The sequence below is a fragment of the Leptospira selangorensis genome, assembly GCF_004769405.1.
GTDB lineage: Bacteria > Spirochaetota > Leptospiria > Leptospirales > Leptospiraceae > Leptospira_B > Leptospira_B selangorensis.
This window is the reverse complement of sequence record NZ_RQES01000016.1, coordinates 73,110-88,109: the sequence shown is the minus strand read 5'-3', so window position 1 is coordinate 88,109 and position 15,000 is coordinate 73,110. Positions and strand designations below refer to the sequence as shown.

General features: G+C 39.4%; 13 protein-coding genes. 9 read left to right on the top strand and 4 right to left on the bottom strand.

Features of this window, described 5'->3' with window-relative positions; translation table 11 throughout:
* The first annotated feature begins 2 nt into the window (after positions 1–2).
* The 4 genes from EHO58_RS10880 to EHO58_RS10865 all read left to right on the top strand — a co-directional run bounded on the left by EHO58_RS10880 (position 3) and on the right by EHO58_RS10865 (position 5,581).
* Positions 3–908 (top strand): LIC10647 family lipoprotein, encoded by a 906-nt coding sequence (locus tag EHO58_RS10880; protein ID WP_135679925.1) that lies wholly within the window; start codon positions 3–5, stop codon positions 906–908.
* Positions 905–2,842: an FAD-dependent 5-carboxymethylaminomethyl-2-thiouridine(34) oxidoreductase MnmC1 gene (mnmC1, locus tag EHO58_RS10875; RefSeq protein WP_135679924.1), complete on the top strand. Its 1,938-nt coding sequence runs from the start codon at positions 905–907 to the stop codon at positions 2,840–2,842. Before EHO58_RS10880 ends, mnmC1 begins: the two co-directional genes overlap by 4 nt.
* Before the next feature lie 15 nt (positions 2,843–2,857).
* On the top strand, positions 2,858–4,723 hold the full coding sequence (locus EHO58_RS10870) for a RecQ family ATP-dependent DNA helicase (RefSeq protein WP_135679923.1): 1,866 nt from the start codon (positions 2,858–2,860) through the stop codon (positions 4,721–4,723).
* 105 nt (positions 4,724–4,828) lie between these two features.
* Positions 4,829–5,581, top strand: coding sequence for a hypothetical protein (locus tag EHO58_RS10865; protein ID WP_135679922.1), 753 nt, complete (start codon positions 4,829–4,831; stop codon positions 5,579–5,581).
* A 36-nt stretch (positions 5,582–5,617) separates the two neighbouring features.
* Here the strand turns inward: EHO58_RS10865 and dinB are convergent, their stop codons facing one another.
* Complete coding sequence (gene dinB, locus EHO58_RS10860) at positions 5,618–6,721, bottom strand: DNA polymerase IV (RefSeq protein WP_135679921.1); 1,104 nt, start codon at positions 6,719–6,721, stop codon at positions 5,618–5,620.
* Positions 6,722–6,763: 42 nt separating this feature from the next.
* The gene (locus EHO58_RS10855) at positions 6,764–7,279 is read right to left on the bottom strand and encodes a ComF family protein (RefSeq protein WP_244241137.1); all 516 of its coding nucleotides are present in this window, start codon (positions 7,277–7,279) and stop codon (positions 6,764–6,766) included.
* Positions 7,280–7,616: 337 nt separating this feature from the next.
* Between EHO58_RS10855 and EHO58_RS10850 the strand changes: the two genes are divergently transcribed.
* Together EHO58_RS10850 and EHO58_RS10845 are read left to right on the top strand one after the other, a co-directional pair.
* The gene (locus EHO58_RS10850; protein ID WP_425269441.1) at positions 7,617–8,921 is read left to right on the top strand and encodes an LA_0442/LA_0875 N-terminal domain-containing protein; all 1,305 of its coding nucleotides are present in this window, start codon (positions 7,617–7,619) and stop codon (positions 8,919–8,921) included.
* Positions 8,922–8,999: 78 nt separating this feature from the next.
* On the top strand, positions 9,000–10,280 hold the full coding sequence (locus EHO58_RS10845; protein ID WP_135679919.1) for an LA_0442/LA_0875 N-terminal domain-containing protein: 1,281 nt from the start codon (positions 9,000–9,002) through the stop codon (positions 10,278–10,280).
* Between the two features lie 55 nt (positions 10,281–10,335).
* Here the strand turns inward: EHO58_RS10845 and EHO58_RS10840 are convergent, their stop codons facing one another.
* Positions 10,336–10,998, bottom strand: a complete 663-nt coding sequence (locus tag EHO58_RS10840; RefSeq protein ID WP_135679918.1) for a TetR/AcrR family transcriptional regulator — start codon at positions 10,996–10,998, stop codon at positions 10,336–10,338.
* Between the two features lie 148 nt (positions 10,999–11,146).
* Here EHO58_RS10840 and EHO58_RS10835 point away from each other — a divergent pair, with 148 nt between their 5' ends.
* Genes EHO58_RS10835 through EHO58_RS10825 form a run of 3 tightly spaced genes read left to right on the top strand, consistent with a single transcriptional unit; the run spans position 11,147 to position 13,952 of the window.
* A complete protein-coding gene (locus EHO58_RS10835) occupies positions 11,147–12,613 on the top strand; it encodes an aspartate aminotransferase family protein (protein WP_135679917.1) in 1,467 nt (488 codons plus the stop codon).
* 29 nt (positions 12,614–12,642) lie between these two features.
* Complete coding sequence (locus EHO58_RS10830) at positions 12,643–13,299, top strand: class II aldolase/adducin family protein (protein WP_100724373.1); 657 nt, start codon at positions 12,643–12,645, stop codon at positions 13,297–13,299.
* Complete coding sequence (locus EHO58_RS10825; protein ID WP_135679916.1) at positions 13,296–13,952, top strand: class II aldolase/adducin family protein; 657 nt, start codon at positions 13,296–13,298, stop codon at positions 13,950–13,952. The genes EHO58_RS10830 and EHO58_RS10825 overlap by 4 nt, the downstream gene beginning before the upstream one ends.
* A 401-nt stretch (positions 13,953–14,353) precedes the next feature.
* Here the strand turns inward: EHO58_RS10825 and EHO58_RS10820 are convergent, their stop codons facing one another.
* Positions 14,354–14,854: an LIC10604 family protein gene (locus EHO58_RS10820; protein ID WP_135679915.1), complete on the bottom strand. Its 501-nt coding sequence runs from the start codon at positions 14,852–14,854 to the stop codon at positions 14,354–14,356.
* Positions 14,855–15,000: the final 146 nt, after the last annotated feature.

Here is a 15,000-nt window from a genome sequence, read left to right as displayed (position 1 = left end):
GTATGAGCGGGATTTTAGATTCTATTATTATCAATGCGGGTGCGGAATATACCGCCTTAGATTTTTTTACACATCCATCCAATGTACAGGGAATACCTATCAGTAAGTTCAGTGCTCCAGGTTCGGACACGGATACAAGCGTGGTCAGCAGGGATTCCACAACGACTCGAGCATTTTACTCTATAGGATCCGTTCCAAGTAGGATCCCAGGCACAAGAGATATCAAAGGATTTTTTTCCTTTTTAAGCGGACTCGCTTGGTCTTTCAACCTAACTTCTCCCAGAACATATAGAGGAAATCTGATCAATTATCCGGACGATGGGAGACGTTATCTTGCATTTGACGAATATGTTTCCAATCAACTATTTCCCCTTCCTCCTCAGTTAGGTAGAAATATGGAATACACTTACGAAGACTATCAGATGTATTTCACACTTTATTTAGGCTATTATGAAGGGAAAAATGTGAACTTCGGCGTCGGGCCGATATACGGACTCGCCGTCTACAGAATGGACATTATAGAAAGAGAACAAAGAATTTCCAGCGTTAAGAACCAACTACAAGAACTAAAAGGGCTTCGTTTATTATTAGAATATAATATAGGCCAATACTTTCCGGACACTATTCTTTATAATGCATATTTATTTTTAGAAGTCACAAGTTTCGGAGACTTGGATGGGAAAGGTTTGAATATCAAAAATCAGGTCGCAACTGCAAACGGGCTACCTGCTCCTTCTCTTTATATGAATATGACTACTTACAGGATGGGAATCAGAAAAGAAATACAACTCTCTAAAGAGCCTCACAAAAAAGAAGAAGGGCCTGCATATCCTCCTTTGCAGAACCTGCCGTCCGCCGGTCTTCCTCCTAAAGAAGACAACAAATCAGACTCGGAAAATCCAGGATGATCGACTGGAAAGAAAACGGCACTCCCGTTTCCAGAGAATTTAACGATATTTATTTTTCTCCTGAAAACGGATTGGAAGAAACCAAACATGTTTTCTTAAAGGGAAACAGATTGGAAGAAAGATTATCTTCTCCCGAAACTCAGCATGTATTTTCTATTTTAGAATTAGGATTTGGGACCGGCTTAAATTTTTTAGCAGCCTGGCAGCTTTGGAGAAATTGTAAAAATAAATCCAGCCTACAAGTTCTCCGATTTACATCCTTCGAAAAATATCCATTAGAAAGAGAAGATATACGAAAAGCAATCTCTGTCTTTCCGGAACTTTCAGAGCTATTGGACTTATTTTTAGAAAAATATAAACTGCTCATCCCTGGATGTAATACTTTCTTATTCGAAAAAGAAAATCTGATTTTGGATCTATGGATAGGAGATGCAATCCAACTTCTTCCGGAAACATCCGGAAAATTTGACGCGTTCTTCTTAGATGGATTTGCACCTTCTAAAAACCCGGAACTCTGGGGGGAAAATATTTCACTCCAGCTAAAAAGGCTTTCTAACAAAAATGCGAGTTTTGCTACATTTACTGTAGCAAGATCTGTTAAAGATTGTTTAAGTAGTGCCGGCTTCTCCCTTTCTAAAATTCCAGGTTATGGAAGAAAAAGAGAAATGCTTGTGGGAGTTTACGAATCAGAACCGGAACTAGACTTAAATCTGATCCCATTTTTAAGAAGAATAGGATCCAATCAAATTCCTAAAAAAGCAACTGTGTTAGGAGCCGGACTTGCAGGAGCAAGTATCGCAAGAGCTCTTGCATGGAGAGGAATTCAGGTAGAAGTTTGGGATGACCATAACGCGTTACGCGCTTCTTCCGTTCCAATGGCAGTTTCTCATCCTCATATTACCAAAGGAGAAACTCCGACCAGTTTATGGACTCTACGCTGTCTTGGAAATTCTATCCGTCGATATTCCGATCTTTTACCTAAGGATTCTTACCAAATCTCCGGCACATTACAACTTTCAGGAGAGGATCTTCCTTGGATTAGATTGGAAGAAGGAGTAAAGGCACATTCTTTAGATAAAGAATTAGCGGAACTAAGGACCGAACTGGGAGAAAACTATCCGGAAGAATCTAAAGGTATATTTTATCCCTCCGGTTTCTGGACCGACACTCCGGTCTTGACAGAAAAACTTTTAAATCATCCGAATATTATTCTCAAACAAGGAAAAGTTGGATCGATCTTTTTCGAAAAAGAGGAATGGGCATTATTCTCGGAGAATAAAGAAACCTTAAACAAAACGGAGGTTTTGATCTTAGCAAATTCTTTCGGGATAGAAAGTTTACTGCAAGGATTATGGGAAGAGTCCCCCTTCTCCCTTAGATCCGTCAGAGGACAGTTAGAAATATTAGAAGATTCGAATATATATTCCGAAAAAGATCCGATCCATGTGGGAGAAAAATATCTTACTCCATCTAAAAACGGGATCAGAGTGAACGGTTCTACGTTTAATGAGTTCGATCTAGATCCGAATGCAAAATCGAAGGATAGGGAAGAAATTTTAGAATATTCTCAAAATACATTCCTAGGTGTTCATTGGGAGCAGATCAAAGTCCGTTCCGATTTTGTTGGAATACGATCTCAAACCCCGGATAGATTTCCGATCATTGGGCCTATCCATTCTCCGGAACCGTTTCGAAAAATATACTCCGGTATGGGTCTGCCAAAAAATCGAAAGAAAGAATTCCCTTTTTTAGAACCGCAAAAAAACCTGTTTGTGTTCGGCGGTTTGGGATCCAGGGGAGTTTTGACTTCCCTATTGGGAGGGGAAATTTTGGCGGAGATTCTTTTAAACGAACCTTTATCTATCGAAAATAGCTTGTACTCTTCTCTGCATCCCTCAAGATTTCTATACCGCAAGATCCGAAATCAAGAATAAGGAAGAAGTTTCAACTTGTCTGCAAACACTGGAACAGTCTCCTCTTCGATAGAGGATTGGAAAAAGATCCTACATACCAATTTCGGGTTTTCTCAATTCAGGCAAGGCCAATGGGAAGCTGTCCAGGCGTTATTGGGAAGAAAGGATGTGCTCGCAATCCTTCCTACAGGTGGCGGAAAATCTCTCATCTATCAATTGCCTTCTTTTGCAGAGGCAAGTTCTCTTACGATCGTAATCTCTCCTTTGATCGCCCTTATGAAGGATCAAGTGGATGGTTTAAAAGCAAAAGGGATCCAAGCAGCTTATTGTAACTCTACTCAGGATGATCTGGAGCAAGTCAGAGTTTTATCCTCTGCAGCAACCGGTAAGATTAGAATATTATATATTTCTCCTGAACGAGCAGTTTCTCGTTCTTTCTTAAATTTACTTCCAAAACTTCCCGTAAGTTTGATGGCGGTGGACGAGGCACATTGTGTTTCCCAATGGGGGCACGACTTCCGTCCCGAATACAGAAAGCTACATACATTACGTTCTTATCTACAAGAAGGAACTCCTTGGGTAGCGCTTACGGCTACCGCAACTGATAAAGTTAAAAAGGATATCTCGGATAGTTTAGGATTAAAACTTCCTTTGCATGTGCAAGGAACATACGCCAGAGAAAATTTGAAATTTTCGGTAGTGTATCCGGACTCAGAAAGAGAAAAAGAAAATATACTTTTGGAGATATTAGAAAAAGGTAATTTTCAAAAATCAGTTTCCGGAAAAGTAATTATATACTGTTCCACTCGTGCAAAAGTAGACGAAATTTACGAACTTCTCCGCAAATCAGGATACAAAGTAGGAAAATACCACGCAGGAAGAACCGATTCCAGCAGAGAAAAGGCGCAAGAAGGATATTCATCCGGAAAAACGAATATACTCGTAGCCACAAACGCATTCGGAATGGGATTGGATAGCCCGAATGTACGGCTGGTCCTTCACTATCAGGTACCTTCTTCTTTAGAAAGTTATTACCAAGAAGCGGGAAGAGCCGGTAGAGACGGTAAAAATTCAGATTGTGTATTATTCTTCTTACCTGGAGACTTAAGCGTCCAAAGTTTTCTTTTATCCAAGGAAGCTAACTATAAGGGAGGGGAAACATTACTCTCTCATGTAAAATCTTATGTAAGCTCTCCTGACTGCAGACAAAAGATCTTATGTGATTATTTCGGGGAAAAAATCTCCAATTGTGGATCCTGTGACACTTGTGCGGACTCGGCGTCTTCTCATTCTGCAAGACTTGCTTATACGGAAAGAGAAAGATTAAAAGCGGAGAAGAAGAAGGAGAAAGAATCCCATATCTTCGATCCGGACGAAATCAGATCCGTAGAAGGATTGATTTCGGAATATCCTGCAAAATTCGGAAAAAAGATCATCGCAGGCACATTAAGAGGAGCAAAATCCAAGGATATACTTCGCAGAAGATTGGATAAGTCCGAATATTATTCTTCTTTAAAACATGTTCCTGAAGAATCTATTCTAAAACTTTTGGAAGATTGGCAGAAAGCCAAAAAACTTTCAGTCAAAGGGGATAAATATCCTAAAATTTATCTAACTGCATTCGGAAAACCTAAAACATCTTCAGACAATCCTGACAAACCTCGCAAAAAAATACCGCTTAGCGGTGACAAACTCATTCTAAACGAACTCAAAAATTTTCGGGACAGGATCGCAAGACGTAATAAATGGAAAAAGTTTATGGTACTCCAGAACCCCGTACTCGTTAGGATCGTTTCCCAAAAACCGGAAAGCCTGGAGGATCTAATGGCGATCAAAGGTATGGGAGAAGCCAAAGTTAGACAATATGGGAAAGAAATTTTAGCCATTTTAGAGAAGTTTTGATCTTTTCGACTTTTCATACCCCGAAAATCGCCTTGCATACATCTTAAAGATTTCCTAATATGACCAGCCGATCCATGTGCTGATTTTATACATTAGGAAAACAATATGTTTCTGATCCGCCTTATCTTTCCCTATTTCAAAGTTTCTAAAACCAAGGCCTTAAACGAGGTAAACGTCTGGCTTCAAAGTAAGGAATCAAAAGATTCCCTTCCTGCCACGGATTATATCCCTTTTATGGATAACTTAGCCTTTCAACAATATAAGGATCGAATTTCCAAAAAGATGGGGGTTCCGGAATCGGAATTGGAACTGTATAGATCGACGGAAAGAACCAAACTTTTATACAGACCGTTTTTTATACTCTTCTTCATCGGAATGTTGTATTTAGGGATCAATCTATTCTTAGAGATCCAACCTTATTTGGGAAAATCCAGATTAGAAAAACCTTTCATCGAAAATGTCCTACCGTCCGGCAAAAAAGAATTAATAGAGATGGATGGATCTTTTTGTAGATATATGATCAATAACTCCTCCGAAATAGCGGAAGATTATTTTTATATAGGTTGGTATCTATTCAGTATCGGCTCTATCTGTACATTTTTGGGCTCCATTATGGACTCTAAACATCATGGGATTTTAAAGATAGCACTCCCTTTCGTGGGATTATTCATCTTAAGTATAGCCTGGAAAATATTCGATAATTCTAAACTAGCCGGGCTTGCAGCGGGAAGATCGATGCTACATTACAACGAAGAAAAAGATGCAGATAAAAAATGTAGGCAGGAATGGGCAAATTTAAGACAGGGAATCGCAAACTTAGTACCTTCCGGAATTGATTCGGGCGATACTTCCAAATAAACTTACTCTGCTCGCATGGACCTTTTGGGTAAGTTCTTAAAATAAAGAAGGAAATAGATCTTCTTCGTCTTCGTTTCTGATCTGGGAATTTTTGGAAGAAGATTCCGGATGAGAAAGACTTAATCCTAAAAGACGGATCGGAAAAACCGCTTTACCTGATTCTAATATGAATTCTTCCAAAAGTTTGGATCCGATCCTATACAATTCATTCTTATCCATATAATAATAATCTTCGGTGATACTTCTGGTCTTCTGGGTGAAGTCGGAAAATTTTACTTTGAGAGTGATTGTTTTTCCCGGAAAAGGTTTTTGCAAAAGTCTTCTTTCCAATTCTTCTGCGATGTCCGAAAGTTCCCTGAATATCTCGGAACTATTTTCCAGATCTTTGGCAAAAGTGGATTCAGCACCTAAAGATTTTCTCTCTCTAAAAGGTTCAACCGGCCTATCATCCAAACCTCTGCACACCGCATAGAACCAACGACCGGATTTTCCAAAATTTTGATCTAATATCTCCAGGCTTTTTTCTTTAAGATCTTTTCCTTTTTTAATCCCAAGAGCATGCATTTTTTTTAATGTAACTTTTCCGATCCCGGGAAATACGGAAACATCTAAGGATTCTATAAACTTTTCAGCCTGTTCCGGACGTACGATCGTCATTCCATTCGGTTTATTCTGATCCGTAGCGATCTTAGCTAAAAACTTATTAACGGAAACTCCGGCGGACGCGGTTAACTGAGTTTCTTCGAAAATTTTTTCTCTGATCTCCTTAGCAACCTGGCTTGCATACGGGATATTTTTCTTATTTTGAGTGACATCTAAAAATGCCTCATCCAAGGAAAGCATCTCTACTAGGTCCGTGTATTCTAAAAATATCTGCCTGATCTTAGAAGATACTTTTCTATACGCTTCGAAGCGAGGAGTTACAAAAATCCCGGAAGGACAAAGCCTTGCCGCTTGGGAACAAGGCATTGCAGAACGAACTCCGAATTTTCTTGCTTCATAACTTGCAGCGCATACGACTCCCCTAGAATCCGGAGGACCTCCAACAATGATCGGTTTTCCCCGATAACTCGGATTATCCCTTTGTTCTACGGAGGCATAAAACGCATCCATATCTACATGTAGAATTTTTCGGATCATCTTCTCCCATCTATACTAAACGGATATATAGAGAGGTCAAGTTTAATCCGAAATCCTAAGATAGGTTAAAACATAAACCGACTTTGTACCATTCTTCTTTAAAATTCGACTTGCTTCATTCACACTTGCACCTGTCGTAAAAACATCGTCCAATAATAATATCTTAGAAGGACAACGATCCTTCCAATTCGGATGGATATCCCAAGCAGAATACGCGTGAAAAAATCTATCCGAAAAACTTTTGCCCGCCTGCCTTTCCCTACTTGTCTTCGTCAATGGATCTATTAAAGGAATTCTTAATATTCTTTTTGTTTCTTCATACAATCGGCTGCTAGGCGAGAATGGCCTAAGATCCGAATTAAAAATCCTATTTTTGGAATAGCTGGGCAGAAGAATACAAGCATCTAAATCTAATATCTTCAACTCTCTCAAAAATTTTCGGATACCTAGGGAGAGAAAAATAGAAACAGGATACTCATGATTCGATTTGAGTTTGTTTAATAATTCTCCTAAAAGATCGTTTCTATCTCTGAGGCTAATTACTTTCGTAAAAAACACATTCCTAGAATCACAGAATTCACAAACTGCGAATGGTGAGGTCATGGGGGAAGAACAAACATTACACCTATATGATGGCTTGGCTGTCCGAGCGGCATAGGTACATCTTTTACACAGGCCGATTTTTAAGGAAAAGAAGTCTTCTCTACCACAAATTCCGCAAAGCAAGGGAAAGAAAAAATCCAAGATTCGAAGAAAGAATAAATATCTCATAAAATAGGCGGGTATTAACCATTCTTTACCGCTCGTATTTTTTCCAATTTAGAGCACCTTTTATTTGTACTGATTTAATAAGTTATTGCCTATCCTGTAAATATTCGTTCTAATATCCCGCGTTATGGGAAGTTCCAACATAAGAATCTGCTTATTTATCCTTTTATTATCTTCCCCCATAGCCGAACTATTTGCAGAAATGCAGACGATCTATATGAGGAATGGACAGATCTTACGAGGAGAAGTCATCCAGCAAACTGCGACCACAATGCAGATCAAAATGGAAGATGGAAAGATCAAACAGCTCAGTAAAAAAGAGATCCAAAGAGTTAGCTATAAAGAACCTACTATCCAGGAAAAAAAAGAATCAGAGGAAAAATTAAAACAACAAACTACAGTTATTGAAGAACCCCCTCCTCCCACACTGGAACCTACTAAAAAGCCCGAGCCTGAAGTGGACAAAGCAGCTAGCCCTTACGCAATCGATCAAACTAAAAGAAAAGATCTAGAACTATATTTCGGAGCGGGTTTGGGAACATATCGACCTCCTAGTGAATCCTTTTTGAATGAGGCCTCGGTGAAAGCAAATGCCCTAACCGGACAAATCCCTCCCGATCATGATACACCCAGTTATAAAAGAGGCCTAGCATATAGTATGGGTGCTATATACTATTGGAAAAAGTTTGCATTCGGCCTAAGCGGAAATCATTTCAGCGGACAAACTTCTGAAAGGATAAAAGTATATTCTAACACGGCAAGTCTACAGGAGATCGCTGGAACATTTCCAGAAAAACAGAGTTCCTTAAAAGCAGATGTTTCATTTCTTGCTTACACGAATCAAAGGATCGATCTAAGACCTAGCTTCGGTTATTCTCAGTTTTGGGGAAAAACAGAGGATAATAATACAATTTCGACCGGCTATAACGGAAATGAACTAACTTCTTTTTTCAAGTATCAGTACTACTTCTTGGAAAAGTTAAAAGGTCCTTCTATAGGATTAAAAACTACGGTGAGACAAGGTGAACGATGGGAACATAGAATAGAACTGCATTATTTAGCTCTTTCAGGCTCCCAGTACTCCAATGGGAAGCTATCGATGCTCAATGCTCCGAATTTTTTCGATTACGGAATAAATAAAGACAGTATACAATGGGATGCGAAAGGATTCAATTTTTCTTATAAACTACTCTATAAATGGACACCCACTCTCTCCTTTTGGGTAGGGATCCAAGCATTTGAGTGGAAATATTCTTTAAAATCATTCGATCAATCTTTCACCGGGTTAGCCAATTTAGGCAATCCTAGCCCTGTGGAAGAACTGGTATTAATAAATATTCTATTAACTTCGACGGCAAAAATGACCCCTGCCACAAGCAAAGCTTCTTCTTTAGAATTCGGAGTAATGAAAAGATTCGAATTCTCTCAATAATTGAAATTTGTTTATGAACTCAAATTTAAAGCATTAAATTATTGCCTCCAAGGTTTTGAGATACAGAATACGTAACAGATGAAATTGTATTCTTTTCGGTTCCTTCTACCCTTTGTTCTATTATTGATTCCGGTTATTTCCCTGTTCGCGGAGATGAAAACTATCTATCTGAAGAATGGTCAGATCATTCGTGCAGAAATATTACAACAGACTGCCACAAACATGACGATCAAAACGGCAGAAGGAAAAACGATACAACTAAACAAGTCTGAGATTAATACGGTTAGCTTCAACGAGCCTGCTAAACTTCCTCAGGAAGAGAAAAAGCCGGTCCAAACAGAACAAACTCCAATACCACAAATTACGGAAGCACCAAAACCTTTCGTAAATTTCCATATAGATCAGCTAAAACGAAATGACCTAGAGGCCTATTTCGGATTAGGCGCGGGAAGATATTCTCCTGAAACTCAAGGACTTCCAGTACAAACCCAAAACAAAATAGGACTTCTCTCGGGAACTCTTCCTACAGTGATCGATAAGCCAACACATTCTCCTGAATTATCCCAAACATACGGAGCGATTTACACCTGGAGAAGATGGTCAGGAGGAATTACAGGATCTTATTTAGGGAACAGAAGCACTTACGATAGTCATTCTTATGCGAGTGGGATGATGCACAGCACCGGGAGCTTTCCGGAAAGACAAAGTTCTTTGAAAAATGAAATATCCTTTCTTGCGTTTACAAATGAAAGGTTCGATCTAAGACCCACAATCGGGTACCAATATTTCTGGGGACAATCTCAGGATACAAATTTATCCACATCCTATTATATGGGTAATAGCCTGTATCTATATTCCCAAGGTGTAATGAAATTTAACGAAACTCTTAAAGGTTATACTGTTGGACTAAAAGCAACCATTCGAATGGGAGAAAGATGGGAAAATAGATTAGAATATCATAATCTAACTCTATCCGGAAACCAGGATGGGAGTATAGTATCCGCACTTGTCCCCGCAAACTTATCTCAGGTCGCATTTTACAGGCAATGGCAGAATCTTTCCTGGAACGCAAACGGTTTCCATCTTTTATATCGATTAGTTTATAGGATCACCCCTACTATTTCAGTTTATGCAGGATTGCAATTTTATGAGTGGAAATATAGCCTAAACTCAGATCAACAGTATCTTTATTCATCCAAAGACGGATTGATTGGGGTAGATATGAGCAATCCGAATGCCTATCTTGTACAGCAAAAGTTAATGGAAGCAGTAGCCAAAACAATCAATTCGGAAAGTAGATCTGCAATTTTAGAATTCGGAATGATGAAAAGATTCGAGTTTATTGGGAAGGACCAATAGCAAGCCTCCACAATCGATAGAGTTAGGTCATTCGATTTCTAAATCGAATCGTTGCCTATTTCTTCTCTAATGCCCTGCGAATAAAAGACATTATTCCTTTCACGATCTTCTCATCGTTATCAAAATCTTTTCCTAAATAAACTTTCATTCTTTCACGATAATACTCAGTCGCATAAGAAAATTGAAGTATCATAAAAAGATTATCTATGCAAAACGCGAAAATTTTCTCATCTACATCTTTGCTCACAGATCCTGACTTCTTTGCTTCTGCCAATAAGGAAGTGTAAACTTTAGCGGAAACACTTTCCATATCGGAGGAAAGTCCTCGGATCAATTCAGAATTCCCTTCGGCAGTGATCTCATTGTATAAACGAATGATGTCTCGATTCTCTCTGGAGTGTTTTTGGATAATTCTTAATATTCTTTCTATCTTACCGAAAAGATCGCTGTCTTCGCTTAAAACTTCTTCGAGAGTTTTTTCTAATTGATGGATTCCATAACCTACTGCGGTAAGAAAAAAATCTTCCTTTGTATCGAAGTACTTGTATAAGGACCCAACGCTGATCCCGGCCTTCTTTGCAATAATGTTAGTGTTCGCATTATTGAAACCTCGGTTTGCAAATTCTGCGATCGCAACTGAAAGTATCCTGGTCCTTTTTTCTTCCGGGATCTTATCAAAAGTATCTCTATTGTATTTTGAAGAGGTAAATTCGGCCACAGTACTTCCTATATTTACTACCTGAGCGGTTCCTAACCTCCGGAATACGGAAAATTTTCCCGGAAGTATCTTTTCTGTATTTTCTAGTTGACAGTGAGTGAGTATTCACTCACTGTCAACCTATATTCCGCAAAAAAAGGAAAAAGATATGTCTACCGGCTTCGCAATTTCTCAATACCCAGACGTAAAAGGGGTTTATAAACAACTTCATGACCTGATTCGCCAGCCAATTCGCTCCATTAAGAAGAATGAAATGGAGAAATACCTTCAGGAATATTTTGAGAAAAAATGCTCTAAATCCAAGACTATGATCGCGGAGGCTTCCGAATATATTCCAGGCGGAGTGCAGCATAATCTCGCATTCAATTATCCCTTCCCTCTTGTTTTCACCAAAGCTTCCGGAGCGCATTTATTTGACCTGGATGGGAACAAATACATAGACTTCTTGCAAGCAGGAGGTCCTACAGTATTAGGAAGTAACCCAGCTAATATTCGTAAACAGGTTGTTAAACTTCTGGAAACAACAGGCCCGGTGACTGGTCTATTCCATGAGTATGAGTTAAGACTTGCGGAGAAGATTGTGGAGCACATGCCTTCTGTCCAAATGTTCCGAATGTTAGGATCCGGAACAGAAGCTTGTATGGCTTCTATCCGTGTCGCAAGACTTGCTACTAAAAAGAAAAATATCGTGAAGATGGGTGGAGCATATCACGGTTGGAGTGACCAGCTTGCTTATGGACTTCGTCTTCCTGGAACAAGACATTTCGAGTCTCACGGGATTCCTAAACATGTTTTCAAATATACCCAAGAATTCTATCCGAATGATCTAAACGCATTAGAAAGAACCTTAAAAAGAAACCGTTGGAGAGGCGGCACTGCTGCAGTTATCCTAGAACCGATCGGACCGGAAAGTGGAACTCGCCCAATAGATATGGACTTCAATAAAGGAGTCAGAGAACTTTGCGACAAGTATGGAGCATTACTGATCTTTGATGAAGTAGTTACTGCATTCCGTATCGGTCTCAGTGGAGCTCAAGGTTATTATGGAGTCACTCCTGATCTAACAGTTTTCGGAAAAGTGGTTGCCGGTGGTTATCCTTCCGCCGGTGGTTTGGGTGGAAAGAAGGAATACATGAAGTATCTTTCTGCAGGACTCCAAACAGGGGTCAAAAAGGCTTTGATCGGCGGAACTATGGCGGCAAACCCTCTTAGTTCTGCTGCAGGTTATTACACTCTTCTCGAGATCGAAAAACAAAAAGCCTGTGAAAAAGCAGGAAGGGCCGGTGATAGGATCACTGCTGGTTTACAAAAACTAATTAAGAAGTATAATCTACCTTTCGTGGCATTCAACCAAGGATCTATCTGCCACTTAGAAACTGTTGGAACCATGCTTTTAGAGATCGATATCAAAAAATTCTGGAAGATCAAGTCTACGATCAAAGAAGCTCATACTCGCAAAAAAGCGATGGAAGAAATGGGCGCAGCTTACATGGCAGAAGGTATCGTAACATTAGCAGGCAGCCGCTTGTATACAAGCGCCGCAGACACTGATGCAGTGATCGATGATGCATTAAAAAGATTCGAAAGAGTTTTCCAAAAAGTCGAAGGTGTATAACCTTTAATTCTGCTGAATAGGAGAAGAATATGGAAATAGATAAGGCCAAAAAAATCGTTCGAGATACTGGGATCCGACTTTTGAAGTCCGGCCTGATTGCAAGAACTTGGGGAAATATCAGCCAACGTATTGATGAAAATTATTTTGCGATCACTCCTACCGGCAGAACTTACGAGGATCTAACTCCGGAAGAGATCGTACAAGTAAACATCGAAGACCTTACTCATATAGGAAAGATTAAACCTTCTTATGAGAAGGGGCTCCATTCTGCTGCTTATAAACTTCGCCCGAATATCGGTGCGGTTATCCATACTCATCAACTACAAGCAGCAGTGGTTGCAGCTGCGAGAAAGGATGTGCCTGTTCTAAATCCTCAGATGAAAAAGATCATCGGAGGCCCTGTGCTTTGCACTGACTATTCACTTCCTGGAACTAAGAAGCTGATCAAGATGGCAATCCATGCATTGGATAAATCCGGAAGTAAAGCAGTCCTTTTAGCAAACCATGGAACTCTCTGCGTAGGAAAAGATATGGAAGATGCTTTCCAAGTTGCACTCGAATTAGAACGAGTCTGCCAATTATTCATAGAGAAAGAATTCTTAAAAGTTTCCGGCTATAAAAAAGGAGACAGAGATTCTATCCGCTCTTGGTATCTCAAAAACTACGGACTGGTAAAATCAGCATGAAAGCTCCTGATAGCCCGATGGATCTTCAAAAATTTCTTCCTCAGTTAGTGAAGGAAGGGATTTTAACTAAGAACGGATGCGCCAGTGTTAAGATCGGAAAAAGTATTTGGATCACTCCTAAAAAAGCGGATCTAAATACGATAGGTAAAAAATCCAAAACCGCTCTTTTAGAAATTCCTTTGGAAGAAAATCAAATCTTTCCGAAAGATATTCCTGACGAAGCAATCCAACATCTTTCTCTTTATTTAGCAAGACCCGAATTTACTGTTATCGTTCACTCTACTCAAGAGAATGTAACAACATGCTCTATGGCAGGAACGACTGTACGTCCCTTCTTGGATGATATGGCCCAGATCGTAGGTCCGAATGCAAAAGTAGTTCCAAATCAAAAAGATGAAAAAGGATTAAAGAAGATCGTTTCTGCCATCAGCAGAAGAAACGCGGTATATCTTCAAGATGTGGGAGCGTTATGCGCTCATAAAAGTATAGATGATGTTCATGCAGTTTGTATGGTTTTAGAAAAAGCAAGCAAGGCATTCGTAGAATCTAAAATCCTAGGTGGCGGAAAACCAGTTCCTTGGCTAGAAGCGGAAGCTATCCGATTCGTCTACCAGAGAAAATATTCTAAACAAGCGGAGAAGAACCGAGGATAGAGAGCTCTTTTGTGGGCCTGTACTAAGGGGAATCTACTGTTGATCTAGATTTGTTTGAGGGTGGCCCCACCCTCTTTGGGTGGGGGCTGGCCGGTGGTACCCAAAAAAGCGTTCGATGCACGCGCTGTTTTAATTTTAGCGTTATTCTCATTTGACCTCGGCTTCTCGGTCATCGACTCGTCAAAGACGGTCGTCTTCTCGCTCCTATGGTCGCTGCGAAGGGGGCTGGCCGGTGGTACCCAAAAAAAAGCGTTCGATACACGCAGCGATCTCTTTATCACAAAATCGAATCTTCCACAACTATAATTTGCCGCTCTTCATCTTGTTGGAATTCCAACAAAGATAATAGCTAAATTTTTATTTACAACCTTCTCTCACTTCCCCTGCCCTGTCCTTCCCACTCACATCTCCGATAACCCCAACCTTTTATTAAGATCTTCCAAGTAAGTTTTCATAGTCGCATCATGACCAAATACAAACTTAGAAAGAACTCTAAATAAAGGATTCGTTACAAAACCTTTCTCAGTAATTTTTAATTTAGTCGTTGGACCATTCTGGCTGATTTCGAATTCCCAGCCTCCACCAAAAGGAAGATCTTCGCTTAGTATTTTAGTTCTCAAATAATTAGGAGAACGTTCTTCTATAATTCCAAAACGAATATTATTTCCATGAGAATCTGACTCTGTCCAGATAGTATCAGATTCAATATTCACGGATTTTAATCCACTTCTCCAAACCTGATACTCGCGGACATTACGAATGATCTTGTATATACTTTCAGGAGAAGACGGAAAATCTTTCTCTACACTTGCAATATGATCTTTTGGAAGTAAATATCCAGAAAGCACGATTAAAACTATAAAACCGACCAAGCTAAACAGAATGATCCAAACAATTTTCATCTAATATCTCCTTTCAATTCGGCTAAGTGAAATATAAGTATTTATAAATTTTCTTAATTATAAAACGATTTCAAAAAACTTAATTTAAGTACAGTTATTTCTTAAACTCGAAAATATAGAAAGTCTATAAATTTCCTTTTTGTCAA

Coding starts and splice junctions, on each gene's coding strand:
- EHO58_RS10880 (WP_135679925.1), top strand. CDS start 3: ATGAGCGGGATTTTAGATTCTATTATTATCAATGCGGGTGCGGAATAT.
- mnmC1 (WP_135679924.1), top strand. CDS start 905: ATGATCGACTGGAAAGAAAACGGCACTCCCGTTTCCAGAGAATTTAAC.
- EHO58_RS10865 (WP_135679922.1), top strand. CDS start 4,829: ATGTTTCTGATCCGCCTTATCTTTCCCTATTTCAAAGTTTCTAAAACC.
- dinB (WP_135679921.1), bottom strand. CDS start 6,721: ATGATCCGAAAAATTCTACATGTAGATATGGATGCGTTTTATGCCTCC.
- EHO58_RS10850 (WP_425269441.1), top strand. CDS start 7,617: ATGGGAAGTTCCAACATAAGAATCTGCTTATTTATCCTTTTATTATCT.
- EHO58_RS10845 (WP_135679919.1), top strand. CDS start 9,000: ATGAAATTGTATTCTTTTCGGTTCCTTCTACCCTTTGTTCTATTATTG.
- EHO58_RS10835 (WP_135679917.1), top strand. CDS start 11,147: ATGTCTACCGGCTTCGCAATTTCTCAATACCCAGACGTAAAAGGGGTT.
- EHO58_RS10830 (WP_100724373.1), top strand. CDS start 12,643: ATGGAAATAGATAAGGCCAAAAAAATCGTTCGAGATACTGGGATCCGA.
- EHO58_RS10825 (WP_135679916.1), top strand. CDS start 13,296: ATGAAAGCTCCTGATAGCCCGATGGATCTTCAAAAATTTCTTCCTCAG.
- EHO58_RS10820 (WP_135679915.1), bottom strand. CDS start 14,854: ATGAAAATTGTTTGGATCATTCTGTTTAGCTTGGTCGGTTTTATAGTT.